Source organism: Rhizobium sp. Leaf371, from assembly GCF_001424045.1.
GTDB lineage: Bacteria > Pseudomonadota > Alphaproteobacteria > Rhizobiales > Rhizobiaceae > Ferranicluibacter.
On record NZ_LMQB01000023.1, the window covers coordinates 507147 to 520941 of the forward strand.

The window sequence follows — 13795 nt, forward strand, 5'->3', positions numbered from 1 at the left end:
TGGGGACTCTTGATTCGATGATGAAGAAAATCGCCATCATGGCCGTGTCGGCCATCTATCTTTCCGGCTGCACGACCACCGACCCGTATACGGGCGAACAGAAGATGTCGAACACCGCAGGCGGCGCGCTGATCGGTGCCGGCCTCGGCGCCGCGACCGGCCTTCTCGTCGGTGGCAGCGCCCGCGGGCGGCGTGATTCCGCGCTGGTCGGCGCCGGTATCGGCGCGCTCGGCGGCGGTCTCATCGGCAACTACATGGACAGCCAGGAAAGCGAGCTGCGCGCCCAGCTTCAGGGCACCGGCGTCTCCGTCACCCGCCAGGGCGACCGCATCATCCTGAACATGCCGTCGAACATCACGTTCGCGACCGATCAGGACCAGGTCATGCCCGGCTTCTATGCGACGCTGAACTCGGTCGCGATCGTGCTGCGCAAGTTCAACAAGACGCTGGTCGATGTCGACGGCCACACGGACTCGACCGGCAGCGCCGGCTACAACCAGGGTCTCTCGGAACGCCGCGCCGCATCCGTTGCCAACTATCTCGGCAGCCAGGGCGTGGACCAGCGCCGCATGTCGGCCATGGGCTACGGCGCCGAACGTCCGGTCGCCTCCAATTCGAGCGAAGCCGGCCGCGCCCAGAACCGTCGCGTGGAAATCTCGATCGCGCCGATCAAGGAACAGTAAGCGTCCTTTCGCTTTTTGCAGGACGAAAGCCGGTGCCGCGAGGTGCCGGCTTTTTTCGTTCAGACGGGCGGATAGTCGTGAAGGCCGCCGCGGAAATCCTCGACCCTGTAGCCCCCGTCCGTCGGTACGATGCTCGGGGCCGAGATGACCGCCTTGCCGTGGCCGCCGGGAATGTCGAGCACGTAGGTCGGCTGGCAGAGCCCGGAGATCGTGCCGCGCAGGGCAGCGACCAGCGCTTGCCCTTCTTCGACTGACAAGCGGAAATGCGCGGTTCCCGGCGCGAGATCCGGATGATGCAGGTAATAGGGCTTGATGCGGGTCTCGACGAAGGCCCGCATGAGGGCGCCCAGCGTCTCGACATCGTCGTTGACGCCCTTGAGCAGCACCGTCTGGCTGATCATGACGATGCCGGCATCCACCAGCCGGGCGCAGGCATCGCGCGCCTGGTCTGTCAGCTCGCGCGGATGGTTGGCGTGCAAGGCGACATAGACCGTCTTGCGGCTCGCCTGGAGCGCGGCGATCAGCGCCGCATCGATCCGCGCGGGATCGACGGCGGGAACGCGGCTGTGCAGCCGGACGATCTTCACATGCGCGATGGCTGCCAGCCGGCCCATGATGTCGGCGAGCCTGCGGGGGGACAGCACCAGCGGATCGCCGCCGGTCAGAATGACCTCCCAGATCCCGGCATGGTCGGCGATATAGGCGATGGCCGCATCCAGCGCGTCGCCGGCGAGCATTCCCAGCCCCTCCGGGCCGACCATCTCGCGGCGGAAGCAGAAGCGGCAATAGACCGGGCAGACATGCACGGCCTTCAGGAGCACGCGATCCGGATAGCGATGCACGATGCCGTCGACGGGGCTATGGGCGGCATCGCCGATCGGGTCGGCGCGCTCTTCCGGCCTGTGGTCGAGTTCGGCGATATCGGGAACGAACTGCAGCGCGATCGGATCGCGCGGATCGGCGGGATCGATCAGCGCGGCCATTTCGGGCGTGATGCCGATGGCGTAGCGGCGCGCGACGGCCTCGACATCGCCGGTCTGAGGTCCCACCAACCCGGCATCGCGCAGCTGGCCCACGCTCTTCAGCGGCAATTCCTTCACAGGGCTCACCGGTCCGCTCCCGTCTCGGCCACCGGCGCCCAGAGCACCTGTTCGATCCGCGCCGCGTCCGTTGCCAGCATCACCAGACGGTCGAAACCGAGCGCGCTGCCGCTTGCCTCCGGCATGATCGCAAGGGCGGCGAGAAAATCCTCGTCGATCGGGTAGCGCTCGCCATAGATGCGGCTCTTTTCCGCCATTTCCAGCTCGAACCGCCGCCGCTGCTCGCCGGCATCCGTCAGCTCGCCGAACGCATTGGCGAGCTCGACGCCGCAGGCATAGAGCTCGAACCGCTCCGCGACGCGCGGGTCTCCCGGCGACGGGCGGGCAAGGGCGGCTTCGGCAACCGGATATTCCATCAGGATCGTCGCCCGGCCGAGGCCGAGATGCGGCTCGATCTTTTCGACCAGAACCCGGCTGAAGAGATCGGACCAGCTGTCGTCTTCCGCCATGCGGATGCCGGCCCCGGCGACGGCTGCGGCCAGCGCATCGCGGTCGGTCTCGCCGTTCGGGGCGACCGTCTTGAGGAGGTCGATGCCGGAATAGCGGGCAAACGCCTCCGCCAGCGTCAGGCGCTCGGGTTCCAGCGCGGGATCGCAGGACCGACCGCGATGGCCGAGACTTCGCGTTTGCGCAGCCTCGGCCGCGCGCTGCAGCATCTCGTGGCCGTCCGCCATCAGTGACTGGTAGGTTTCGCCAACACGATACCATTCGAGCATGGTGAATTCGGGATGGTGCAGCGGTCCGCGTTCCCGGTTGCGATAGACGGGCGCAAAGCAGGCGATGCGGCGTTCGCCGGCGGCCAGCAGTTTCTTGCAGGCGAACTCCGGCGAGGTGTGGAGATAGAGCGGTGCGCGCGTGCCGTCGGGGCCGATCGCGGCCGTCTCGAAGGCATGGAGATGGGCTTCGTTTCCGGGCGAGACCTGAAGGGCTGCGGTTTCCACCTCGATGAAATCCTCCTGCGCGAGATAGTCGCGCAGCGCCGCCTTGATCCGGTTGCGTGCCACGAGAAAGGGACGGCGATCGGCGTGAACATGCGGCGTCCACCAGGGAGAGGCTGCGGCTGGTGTCATGGCGGGGTCGGTCCGTGGTTCGATCTCGGGCATCGCCTCGGCGTGCAGGCAGCCCTTTCCGTTCAGGCATTCCTGCGGCATCCAAGCGGCCCGCACTGGCTATTTGCCCTGATATGCGCTAGGTGCGGCCCAAATCCGGTTTTATCCGCATCGCAGATGGGGCAGATGTCCACGCTCTACGATGCATCTTTACCAGTTACAAGGAAGACTTATGGTCAAGGTGATCGCCTCCTCCGTTCGCAAGGGCAATGTGCTCGACGTCGACGGCAAGCTCTATGTCGTTCTCACGGCCGCCAACTTCCACCCCGGCAAGGGCACGCCGGTGACGCAGGTGGACATGCGCCGGATCTCCGACGGCGTGAAGGTTTCCGAGCGCTACCGCACGACCGAGCAGGTCGAGCGTGCCTATGTCGAGGACAGCGATCACACCTTCCTCTATGAAGATGGCGAAGGCTACCACTTCATGAACCCGGCAAACTACGACCAGCTGGTGATGACTTCCGACGACATCGGCGACCAGAAGGTCTTCCTCCAGGACGGCATGACGGTCACGCTGTCGATCCACGAAGGCCTTGCCATCGCGATCCAGCTGCCGCGCCATGTGACGCTCGAAATCGTCGAGACCGAGCCGGTCACCAAGGGCCAGACGGCGTCCTCGTCCTACAAGCCGGCCATCCTGTCGAACGGCGTGCGCACGCTCGTGCCCCCGCATATCGTCGCCAACACCCGCGTCGTCATCGCGACAGAAGACAATTCCTACGTCGAGCGCGCCAAGGACTGATCGTCGCGCAAGCGACACATAGAAAAGGGCGCCGCAATGAACGGCGCCCTTTTTTCGTTTCGGTCTCGAAGCTTATCAGTGCTTCAGTTCGGGATAGGCTTCGGCCACGTCCGACGCATCGCTGCGCGTATCGTCATAGCCTTCGAGCGTCACCGAAACGGCATCCTCCACATCCAGCCCGCCGTCGCGACGGACCGGAATGCGGTCGCCATTGGCCCGCACGAGCGTTGCCTCGCCCTTGAAGCCCTGGTTCAGCAGCCAGTCGCGCGGTGCGCTGAGCTTGATGCGCACCTGACGCGATTCATCCTCTTCACGGGCGACGATCAGCTCGTAGGTGACGGGCTGCGTCTGCCCGTTGATTTCGAGCCTGCCCTGACCGTTGCCTTCGGCAGCGAATGTCAGCATGTTCATCTCCTAGAAATCGGTCGCGATCCAGAGTTTTTTCCGGGCGTCGCTTAGCGACGGACCATGCGGCCGATGGCGATCAGGATGCAGGCACCGATGAAGCCCGTGATCAGGTAGGCGATCCAGCCGGCACCGAGCGACACGCCGATGGCGGCCAGGATGGCGTTGAGCACGACGGCACCGATGATGCCGAGGATGATGTTCATGAACACGCCCATATTGGACTTCATGAACTGTTCTGCGAGCCAACCGGCAAAACCGCCGATGATGATTGCTGCGAGCCAGCCTACGCCGTTAACGTCCATTGTCATTCTCCGTGGGTTCAATAATTTCGAATTGCCAGAGTGAACGTGGAGCGTGTGGTTTTGTTCCGCCTGCGGGTCCGGCAGCATAAGGCTCGTCTTAGCAGCGCGTTCGCCATGTCGTCGCCTGCATGGCAGGTCCTGTCGACCGTCCGGCACGCGATATCCGGGCGCCGGACGGGCATCGGCGCGCCGGAAGGGCATTGGCGGGTGCATTCGCGCTTGATCTTCCCACAGAAGGGTCTAGTTTAGAACCATTCTAATTCAGGACCGATCATGCTGACGACATTCTTCTCCCGCTCCCGCCGCGCCTTCGACAGTTTGAGCGAACAGGAAATCCTCGCGCTGGCGATCTCCTCCGAGGAGGACGATGCCCGGATCTATCTGGCCTATGCCGATCATCTGCGCGCCGCCTACCCCGCTTCGGCCAAAGTGTTCGAGGACATGGCCCAGGTCGAGCAGACCCATCGCAACATGCTGATCGACATGCACCGCCGCCGCTTCGGCGAGCGGATCCCGCTTCTTCGCCGGGAGCATGTCAGCGGCTTCATCCGCCAGAAGCCCGATTGGCTGCAGCGCAACCTGACGCTCGACCAGATGCGGCAAGAGGCCGAGACGATGGAGCGGCAGGCGCAGAACTTCTACCACGAGGCCGCCAAGCGGACCGGGGACGCGGAAACGCGAAAACTGCTCGGCGATCTCGCTCTGGCGGAAGAGGGTCACGAGGATATCGCCCGCATGCTCGGCGCGCGGCACACGCCCGACGACGTCAAGACCTCTGAAGACGAAACGGCGCGGCGGCAATTCGTGCTGACCTATGTGCAGCCGGGGCTTGCGGGTCTCATGGACGGATCGGTCTCGACGCTGGCGCCGATCTTCGCCGCAGCCTTTGCGACGCAGGACACCTGGCAGACCTTCCTCGTCGGCCTCTCGGCCTCAGTCGGTGCCGGCATCTCGATGGGCTTCACCGAGGCCGCGCATGACGACGGCAAGATCTCCGGACGCGGCTCGCCTTTGAAGCGGGGCCTCGCCTGCGGCATCATGACCGCCGTCGGCGGCCTCGGCCATGCCCTGCCCTATCTCATCCCGGATTTCTGGACCGCGACCACGCTCGCCGTCGCCGTCGTCTTCATCGAGCTCTGGGCCATCGCCTTCATCCAGAACCGCTTCATGGAAACGCCGTTCCTGCGCGCAGCCTTCCAGGTGGTGCTGGGCGGCGGACTGGTCCTGGGCGCCGGCATTCTGATCGGAAACAGTTGAGGCGCCTTCCGGCGCCTCAGGAAATCTTCAGGTCGTGCCCGGCCCTTAGCGCCCGACCGAACCCACGACGATTTCGGCACCGTTTTCGATGGTGACCCAGCGGCCGGTGTTGAACGAGGCCTGGCGCTTGAGGAAGCGATAGGGGGTCTTCGTCCAGAGCTTCACCTCGTCGTCGAGATTGTCGAGGATGAAATCGCCCTGGGCGGTGCGCACGGTCAGGACCGCGTGGCCTTCGCCGTCGGGCTTGCGCACGACGGTGATCAGCACGTCCGCCGGCGAGAAGCCCTTCTCCATGAGGCGCTTGCGCTTGAGGAGAACATAGTCCTCGCAGTCGCCGGCCGTCGTCGGATAGGCCCAGACTTCATCCTGGCCATAGAGTTCGAGGTCGGTGACCGGCGCGATCTCGTGATTGGTCTCGGCATTGACGGTGCGGATGACGGACCAGCCATAGGCGGTGACGCGCGGTGCGGGGGTGGAACGGGTGCGGATGTCGCACTCGGCTGCATAGGTCTTGCAGAATTCGTAATGGCCGATGGGTTGGGATGTGATCGCGCCTGTCTGCATGGACAGCGTGGTTGCAGAGAGCGCCGGTACGGCAGCGCTTGCCGAAACGAGAAGGCCCGCAAGTGCGACGACCATTCCCTTGAGCCCCGTCATCTGTGCCATTCACATCCCCTGTGGCGCAGGGATGCATTCGCCGCAAAACATGCGACGTCCGGTCCCCGCTCAAATATGACAACAACGCCGGTTTCGCGTCTTGAAGGCTGCGCGCACCGCTCTAATCGTTAACAGAAAGTTAACAGCCAACTTCCCCCTGCGTCAATCTGAAGATTCAGGGATCGATTCATATGGTTAAAATTGGAGACATTTCGGCATCACCTTCGCCAAGTTGCTCATAGTATTATGCTTTCTTGGAGATCAGTCCCTTTACGCAAAGGGTTAACGCCATGCCGGCGGACTTTCGGGAAAGCTTGAAGGGCGCGGCTGTTGCTGCGGTGCACCATTCCACCCGTCATGATTCCGTAAAGGAAACGACGCCTGACTGTCATCGACGGCTGCTAGCAGCGGCGTGGATCTATCCGAGGCAACACGCCCGGATAGCCCTTCACGTCCCTGCGAGAGGCACAAGCGATGAAACCTTCCCTGCTCACATCCGTCCTCGGCGGCCTTCTGGCCGCCACGACGCTCACCGCCTTCACGGCGTCCCCGGCCCATGCGGAAAAGACCAGGTTCGAATTCTGGTACGGCCTGTCGGGCGATCTCAGCGAGCGCGTCCAGGAGGCCTGCTCGAAATTCAACCAGTCGCAGGGCGACTTCGAAGTCGTCTGCACCTCGCAGAACGGCTACGACGCCACGCTGCAGAACACGATCGCGGCCTATCGCGCCAAGAAGCAGCCGGCCATCACCCAGATCTATGACGCCGGCACGCTGGACCTGATGCTCTCCAAGGCCTTCGTTCCCGCCAAGAAGCTGATGGCCGACAACGGCTACAAAATCGACTGGGACAATTATTTCGGCGGCATCGCCAATTATTACGCGACGGCCGCGGGCGAGCTGAACTCCTTCCCGTTCAACTCCTCGACCGCCATGTTCTACTACAATGTCGATGCCTTCCAGAAGGCCGGCATCGACTTCAAGCCGGACACCTGGGAACAGGTCGAGGAGGCCGCCCGCAAGCTGAAGGCTGCCGGCTACGCGTGCCCGATGGGCATGAGCTTCGACACCTGGGCGACGATGGAGCAGTTCTCGGCCATCCACAACCAGCCGATCGCGACGCAGGCCAACGGCTACAAGGGCCTCGACGCCGAAGTCGTCTTCAACAAGACCAAGTTCGTCGATCAGGTGAAGTTCCTGAAGAAGCTCGCCGACGAGAAGCTGGTGGTCATCAAGACCAAGCAGCTCGGCATGGATGTCGTTCCCGCCTTCACCTCGCAGACCTGCCAGATGATCCAGACCTCGATCGCCGATCACGGCACGATCGGCAAGACGCTGCCGGAAGGCGTGAAGTGGGAGGTCGCCATGCTTCCCGTCTGGAAGGGCACCGAGCGGCAGAATTCGCTCGTCGGCGGCGCGTCGCTCTGGGTCATGGCCGGCCTTCCCGATGCGCAGTACAAGGGTGCGGCCGCCTTCCTCAACTATCTCGGCACGCCGGAGATGGCGCAGTGGTGGTCGACCGTCACCGGCTACATCCCCGTCACCAAGACCGGCTTCGAGGCCATGAAGGCCAACGGCTTCTACGACAAGGCCCCCTACAAGGGCCGTGAACTGGCGATCGACAGCCTCACCTACACGCCGACCTCGGAGAACACCCGCGGCATCCGCCTCGGCGGCTTCACGCAGATCCGCAAGGAAGTCGGCACCGCGCTCGAAGCGATCTTCATGCAGAACGCCGACGTGCAGACGGCACTCGACCAGGCGGCCGAACGCAGCAATGCCGTGCTCCGCCGCTTCGAAAAGACCTATGCCGGGCAGACGCTGAACTAAGCCTCCCTGCCATCATCGCGCCTGCCGCCGCGTGGCGGCAGGCTTTCCTGCCTTCGAGTTCAACTCCGGAATTCCCCCATGGACAAACGCGCCGTCTTTCGAAGCTGGTGGCTGCCGACCGCCTTCGCCCTGCCCCAGCTCGCCCTCATCGCGCTGTTCTTCTACTGGCCGGCCGTCGCCGTCGTGCGCTGGGCGTTCACGCTGGAGCCGCCCTTCGGAGGATCGGCCGAATTCGTCGGTCTTGCCAATTTCCGCGAGGTGTTTGCCGATCCGCTCTACTGGAATTCGGTCCTCGTCAGCCTCACCTTCGCGCTCGCCGGCACGCTCAGCACCATCTTCATCGGCCTCGTGCTGGCGCTGGCGGTGGATCGGCAGCTGCCCGGATCGGGCGCCGTCCGCTTCCTCTACATCCTGCCCTATGCGATCGCGGGTCCGGCCGCCGGCATGGCGTTTCGGTTCATCCTGTCGCCCGAGCGCGGGCTGATGGCCTCGGTCAATGCCGTCCTTCCCGATTTCTGGAATCCGGCGAAATACGGCAGCCACGCGCTGATCCTCGTCATCGTCGTCTTCGCCTGGAAATGGGCCGGCTATACGTTCATCTTCCTGCTGGCCGGCCTGCAATCCGTGCCGAAATCGCTCACCGAAGCCGCCGCCATGGACGGTTCCGGGCCGATCCGCCGGGCGATCGACATCCAGATCCCGCTGCTTGCGCCCACGCTCTTCTTCCTGACCGTCATCATGATGACCGAGGGCTTCGTCGGACCGGACACCTACGGCATCGTCGCCCGCACCACGGATGGCGGTCCCAATCACGGCACCGACGTCATGGTCTACCGCATCGTCGAGGAGGCCTTTCGCGGCCTCAACTATTCCGGCGCCTCCGCCCAGAGCATCGTTCTCATCGGCCTCATCATGATCTTCACCTTCATCCAGTTCCGCTTCATCGAGCGGCGCGTGCACTACAAGTGAGACGACCGTGATCCAGCGCACCCCTTATGCCGACGCCTTCACCTACGGTCTCATGGCCCTCGGCTTCCTCCTCCTCATCGGCCCTTTCGCGGTCATCGTCGCCGGCGCCAGCCAGACGGTGCAGCAGGTCAACGCCGTGCCCTTCAACTTCCTGCCGCAGAACCAGCTGATCGCCAACATGACGGCCGCCTGGACGCGGGCGGACCTCGGCACGGCCATGCTGAACAGCTTCATCATGGCGACCCTGGTCACTTTCGGCAAAGTCGCGCTCTCGGCGCTCACCGCCTTCTCCATCGTGTTCTTCCGCACGCCGCTCAAGCATTTCTTCTTCTGGATCGTCTTCATCACGCTGATGCTGCCGCTCGAAGTGCGCGTGGTCCCGACCTATGCGGTCGCCGCCGATCTGTTCGAGCCGATCCGCCTGCTGATCGCCTGGGTGACCGGCATCACGGTCTCGATCGAATGGAACCTGCTGAATTCCTACGCCGGCCTGACGCTGCCGCTGGTGGCAACGGCCACCGGCACCTTCCTCTATCGCCAGTTCTTCCTGACGCTCCCGGACGAGCTCGCCGAAGCCGCGCGCATGGATGGTTCGGGCCCGGTCCGCTTCTTCATCGACATGCTGCTCCCCCTCTCCCGCACCAACATGCTGGCGCTGACCACCATCATGTTCGTCTACGGCTGGAACCAGTATCTCTGGCCGCTGCTGATGATCACCGATCCCGCCTACAAGACGACGATGATGTCGCTCGTCTCTCTCCTGCCGGCCGAAAACGGCACGCCGGACTGGAACGTGACGCTCGCCGGCTCTCTCATCATCATGCTGCCACCGCTCCTCGTCGTCGCCGTCCTCCAGCGCTGGTTCGTCCGCGGCCTCGTCGCCAGCGAAAAGTGACCCTCCATCGCCGAAGAACGGCCCCCTCAGAACGGCATTCCCAGAAAGGCTTCACCCATGGCTGACATCACCATCCGGGCCGTCCGCAAATCCTACGGCAAGACCGCGACGCTGCACGGCATCGACCTTGCCTTCGCCTCGGGCGAATTCGTCGTCATCCTCGGCCCCTCCGGCTGCGGCAAGTCCACGCTGCTGCGCATGATCGCCGGGCTCGAAGACATCACCGGCGGCGAGATCGAGATCAACGGCCGCGTCGTCAACGCGCTCGAACCGCGCGAGCGCGGCTGCGCCATGGTGTTCCAGAACTATGCGCTCTATCCGCACATGACCGTGGCCGACAATATCGGCTATGCCCTGAAAGTCGCCGGCGTGCCCAAGGCCGAGCGCCGGACGCGCATTGCCGAAACAGCCCGTATCGTCGGGCTCGGCGATTATCTCGAGCGCAAGCCGGCGGCCCTTTCGGGCGGCCAGCGCCAGCGCGTCGCCATGGCCCGCGCCATCATCCGCGAACCCGGCGTCTTCCTGTTCGACGAACCGCTGTCGAACCTCGATGCGACGCTGCGCGTCACCATGCGCGCGGAGATCCGCAAGCTGCATCAGCGGCTGTCGGCCACCTCGGTCTTCGTCACGCATGATCAGGTCGAGGCGATGACGCTCGCCGACAAGCTGGTCGTCATGAACAAGGGCCATGTGGAACAGGTCGGCCAGCCGCTCGACATCTATCATCGTCCGGCCAGCACCTTCGTCGCCTCGTTCATCGGCGCGCCGCCCATGAACCTGATCGATTGCAGCATCGATGCCACGGACGCCGTTGCCCGCCACGAGCATCTGGCGATCCCCGTGCCGGCGGCCATCTCGGCTGCCCTTGGCGGCCGCGCGGTGACGCTCGGCATTCGCCCGGAGGAATGCCGCGTCCTGCCGGTCGGCCAGGGCCTGCCGGCCCGGGTCGATTTCGTCGAGGAGCTCGGCTCGGGACGGATCGTCCACGTCGCCTTCGGCAGCCGCATCTTTGCAGCCGCCATTCCGGCTGATATCCGTGTGGTGCCCGGCGACCTGATCGGGCTCGCTTTGCCCGAGGCCCAGCTCCACGTCTTCCACCGCGAGACCGGCAAGCGCATCGACGTGACGCATTCGACCGGGCGTCTCGGAAGGCACCAGGGCCAAGACGCCGCACCGCAGGCCGCGGAAGCGGTTTGAACCACAGACGCATTCAGGACACCAAGGGAAGGCTCAGCCATGAAGGACATCATTTCCGCCGTCGGCTTCTGCAACCGCACCGGCAAGGGCGACCTGTCGGTCCTCGACGCCTCGCTGCGCGAGATCGCCGAAACCGGGGCCAATGCCTGCGAGATCGGCATCTATGGCGAAGAGATCATCGCCGGCGGCCGGATCATCGAGGACCGGACCCGGCGTGTGGTCGATATCGTGCGACCCTATGATTTTCAGAAACTCTCGCTGCACGGGCAGATCGTCTCCAATTTCATGGACCGCCAGCATCTGCACCTGCAGAAGAAGGTCGTGCGGGCGATGCTCGAACTCTGCGACCGCCTCGGCGCCGGCATTCTCGTGCATCATTCGGGCGCGGCGCTTCTCGGACCCGACGAGAACGGTGCGGATCTCGACCAGATGGAACGCGATGCGCTGGCCGAAATGGGCGATGTCGCGCGCGGCTACGGCGTGCGCATCGTGCTCGAAAACATCTTCACGACGGAAAGCGGGCAATATCGCCAGACGCCGCGCCAGGTGGCCGAAACGGTGCGCGCGGTCGGCTCCGACAATGTCGTGGCGCTGATCGATTTCTCGCACGCCTATATCGAATCGACCTTCAAGGGCCTCGATTTCCGCGATGAGCTGCGCGCCATGGCGCCGGTGACAGGCCATCTGCACGTCCATGACAGCTTCGGCCTGCCCTATACCCGGAAGACCTTCTACCACCCGGCCGAAGCGACCGCGCTCGGCATCGGCGACCTGCACCTGCCGATCGGCTGGGGCGATATCGCCTGGGAGGAGATCTTCTCCGAGCTGACCTTCCTGCCCGACACGACGCTGATCATGGAAATCGACTCCGGCCGCTTCCTCGACCAGCAGCCCGCCTGCCTGACGCAGGCCCGCACGCTCGCGACCCTGGTCAACGAACGCGCGTCCGCCGCGACCCGCGAGGCCTTGAGAGCCTGACGCCGGCCAAACGACGGGCGGGCCCGCCCCCCATCACGCTGGCCCCCGTCACGCCGGCCCCCCGTCAAGCCACCCTCGTCAAGCCGCCGCCATCACACCATCGATGGCGGCGAGGATCCGCTCGAGATCCTCGGGTCTGGACAGGCGGTGGTCGCCATCGCCGATCAGCGTCATCACCACGTCGTCGGCCGGCAGATGCTCCATCAGCTTCAGGGCGTGGGTAAAGGGCACATCCGGGTCCGCCATGCCCTGGAGGATATGGATCGGGCATCCCGTCTCGATCATGCCGGACAGCACGACGTTCGCCCGTCCGTCCGCCATCAGGGCTGCGGTGAAGATATTGGCGTCGGGTCCGTACGGCGTCGCCTCCTCGAAATAGCCGCGCTCGGCCAGCGACGCCCGCTCCACCTCCGTCAGGTTCGGCTCGATCAGCTCGACGGTGAAATCCGGCGCCGGGGCGATGAGCACGAGGCCGGCAACGCGGTTTCCCTCGCCCCGGGCGCGCAGTTCCTGGACGGCGCGCAGCGCGATCCAGGCGCCCATGGACGAGCCGATAAGAACCATCGGCCCGCGCACGGCATGGTCGATCACGGCAAGGCTCTCTTCCAGCCAGCGCGAGATCGTGCCGTCGCGGAATGCGCCACCCGACGCGCCATGGCCCGAATAGTCGAGCCGCAGGCAGGCGCAGCCGGTTTCGCGGGCATGGCGCTCGATCTCCACCGCCTTGGTGCCGCTCATGTCCGAGCGGTAGCCGCCGAGCCAGACGAGCGTCGGCTTCGCGTCATCCGTGCCGCGCTGCAGCAGATAGGCGATGCGGCGTGCGGAGGCGTCGCTGCCCACATCGAGGGTCTGAGGCTGGACAAGCTGGGGGGTAAGCGACATATGCGTTCCTTCCGGGGCGACGCCTCGACAGAGAAGCGGCCGAATTTCTTCTAAAACAGATTTTGCGGGCGCATGACAGGTGGTGATTTTCTTTCCGACCTGTGGTAAAGACGTCGCCTCAAACGATCCAGGCAATCCCGCGGCCAGCGCCGCTTTCGGATCCTGCCTCGTCCACCATCAAGACGTCGTCAACAACTCGAGGAGAGTACGACCATTCGCAGACCTTTCAAAACTGATGCCCCGGTCAAGGACGGCCCCCGTTCCAACAAGGAGATCCGCGTTCCCCGGATCCAGCTGATTGATGCCGAGGGCGGCAACCAGGGCATCGTGCCGACCGACCAGGCACTCCGCATGGCAGAAGAAGCCGGCCTCGATCTCGTCGAGATCTCGCCGAATGCCGAACCGCCGGTGTGCAAGATCCTCGATCTCGGCAAGATGAAGTACGCGACCCAGAAGAAGGCCGCCGAAGCGCGCAAGAAGCAGAAGATCATCGAGATCAAGGAGATCAAGATGCGTCCGAACATCGACACCCACGACTATGAGGTGAAGATGCGCGCGATGAACCGCTTCTTCGAAGAAGGCGACAAGGTCAAGGTGACGCTGAAGTTCCGCGGCCGTGAAATGGCGCACCAGGAACTTGGCATGAAGCTACTGCTCCAGGTCAAGGAAGACACCACGACCATCGCCAAGGTGGAAGCCGAGCCCAAGCTCGAAGGCCGCCAGATGATGATGGTGCTCGCACCGAGATAAGGTCCGGCCGGACAGGCAGCAAGCCTGCCTCCGACCCGC

The 13795-nt window shown here is 64.3% G+C and carries 15 protein-coding genes; 9 read left to right on the forward strand and 6 right to left on the reverse strand.

From position 1 onward, the window contains the following. Positions 1–17: 17 nt before the first annotated feature. On the forward strand, positions 18–683 hold the full coding sequence (locus tag ASG39_RS13160; RefSeq protein ID WP_062595410.1) for an OmpA family protein: 666 nt from the start codon (positions 18–20) through the stop codon (positions 681–683). Between the two features lie 59 nt (positions 684–742). Here ASG39_RS13160 and ASG39_RS13165 read toward each other — a convergent pair whose 3' ends face one another. Then, the gene (locus ASG39_RS13165) at positions 743–1792 is read right to left on the reverse strand and encodes a lysine-2,3-aminomutase-like protein (RefSeq protein WP_062595411.1); all 1050 of its coding nucleotides are present in this window, start codon (positions 1790–1792) and stop codon (positions 743–745) included. Further along, positions 1789–2853 carry an EF-P lysine aminoacylase EpmA gene (epmA, locus tag ASG39_RS13170; protein ID WP_062595600.1) on the reverse strand — a complete coding sequence of 355 codons (1065 nt, stop codon included), beginning with the start codon at positions 2851–2853 and terminating at the stop codon, positions 1789–1791. The genes ASG39_RS13165 and epmA overlap by 4 nt, the downstream gene beginning before the upstream one ends. Before the next feature lie 211 nt (positions 2854–3064). Here epmA and efp point away from each other — a divergent pair, with 211 nt between their 5' ends. Further along, positions 3065–3634 carry an elongation factor P gene (efp, locus tag ASG39_RS13175; protein ID WP_062595412.1) on the forward strand — a complete coding sequence of 190 codons (570 nt, stop codon included), beginning with the start codon at positions 3065–3067 and terminating at the stop codon, positions 3632–3634. 75 nt (positions 3635–3709) lie between these two features. Here efp and ASG39_RS13180 read toward each other — a convergent pair whose 3' ends face one another. Further along, the gene (locus ASG39_RS13180) at positions 3710–4039 is read right to left on the reverse strand and encodes a hypothetical protein (RefSeq protein WP_062595601.1); all 330 of its coding nucleotides are present in this window, start codon (positions 4037–4039) and stop codon (positions 3710–3712) included. A gap of 50 nt (positions 4040–4089) precedes the next feature. Beyond that, positions 4090–4344 (reverse strand): GlsB/YeaQ/YmgE family stress response membrane protein, encoded by a 255-nt coding sequence (locus ASG39_RS13185; RefSeq protein ID WP_062471330.1) that lies wholly within the window; start codon positions 4342–4344, stop codon positions 4090–4092. Positions 4345–4617: 273 nt separating this feature from the next. Here ASG39_RS13185 and mbfA point away from each other — a divergent pair, with 273 nt between their 5' ends. Further along, the gene (gene mbfA / locus ASG39_RS13190) at positions 4618–5601 is read left to right on the forward strand and encodes an iron exporter MbfA (protein WP_062595413.1); all 984 of its coding nucleotides are present in this window, start codon (positions 4618–4620) and stop codon (positions 5599–5601) included. Between the two features lie 45 nt (positions 5602–5646). Here the strand turns inward: mbfA and ASG39_RS13195 are convergent, their stop codons facing one another. Beyond that, positions 5647–6267: a transglutaminase-like cysteine peptidase gene (locus ASG39_RS13195; RefSeq protein WP_062595414.1), complete on the reverse strand. Its 621-nt coding sequence runs from the start codon at positions 6265–6267 to the stop codon at positions 5647–5649. 465 nt (positions 6268–6732) lie between these two features. On the opposite strand from ASG39_RS13195, the gene ASG39_RS13200 reads away from it, so the two are divergent. From ASG39_RS13200 to ASG39_RS13220, 5 genes are all read left to right on the forward strand, one after another. Further along, the gene (locus ASG39_RS13200; protein ID WP_062595415.1) at positions 6733–8085 is read left to right on the forward strand and encodes an extracellular solute-binding protein; all 1353 of its coding nucleotides are present in this window, start codon (positions 6733–6735) and stop codon (positions 8083–8085) included. Positions 8086–8163: 78 nt separating this feature from the next. After that, positions 8164–9054 carry a sugar ABC transporter permease gene (locus tag ASG39_RS13205; protein WP_062595416.1) on the forward strand — a complete coding sequence of 297 codons (891 nt, stop codon included), beginning with the start codon at positions 8164–8166 and terminating at the stop codon, positions 9052–9054. 7 nt (positions 9055–9061) lie between these two features. After that, positions 9062–9949 carry an ABC transporter permease subunit gene (locus ASG39_RS13210; RefSeq protein WP_062595417.1) on the forward strand — a complete coding sequence of 296 codons (888 nt, stop codon included), beginning with the start codon at positions 9062–9064 and terminating at the stop codon, positions 9947–9949. A gap of 57 nt (positions 9950–10006) precedes the next feature. Continuing rightward, positions 10007–11146 carry a sn-glycerol-3-phosphate ABC transporter ATP-binding protein UgpC gene (gene ugpC / locus ASG39_RS13215; RefSeq protein WP_062595418.1) on the forward strand — a complete coding sequence of 380 codons (1140 nt, stop codon included), beginning with the start codon at positions 10007–10009 and terminating at the stop codon, positions 11144–11146. 39 nt (positions 11147–11185) lie between these two features. Beyond that, positions 11186–12124: a TIM barrel protein gene (locus ASG39_RS13220; RefSeq protein WP_062595419.1), complete on the forward strand. Its 939-nt coding sequence runs from the start codon at positions 11186–11188 to the stop codon at positions 12122–12124. Positions 12125–12202: 78 nt separating this feature from the next. On the opposite strand, the gene ASG39_RS13225 is transcribed toward ASG39_RS13220, so the two are convergent. Continuing rightward, entirely contained in the window at positions 12203–13006 is an 804-nt protein-coding gene (locus tag ASG39_RS13225) for an alpha/beta hydrolase (RefSeq protein WP_062595420.1), read from the reverse strand. A 213-nt stretch (positions 13007–13219) separates the two neighbouring features. Here ASG39_RS13225 and infC point away from each other — a divergent pair, with 213 nt between their 5' ends. Beyond that, complete coding sequence (gene infC, locus ASG39_RS13230; RefSeq protein ID WP_082475557.1) at positions 13220–13756, forward strand: translation initiation factor IF-3; 537 nt, start codon at positions 13220–13222, stop codon at positions 13754–13756. Positions 13757–13795 lie beyond the last annotated feature (39 nt).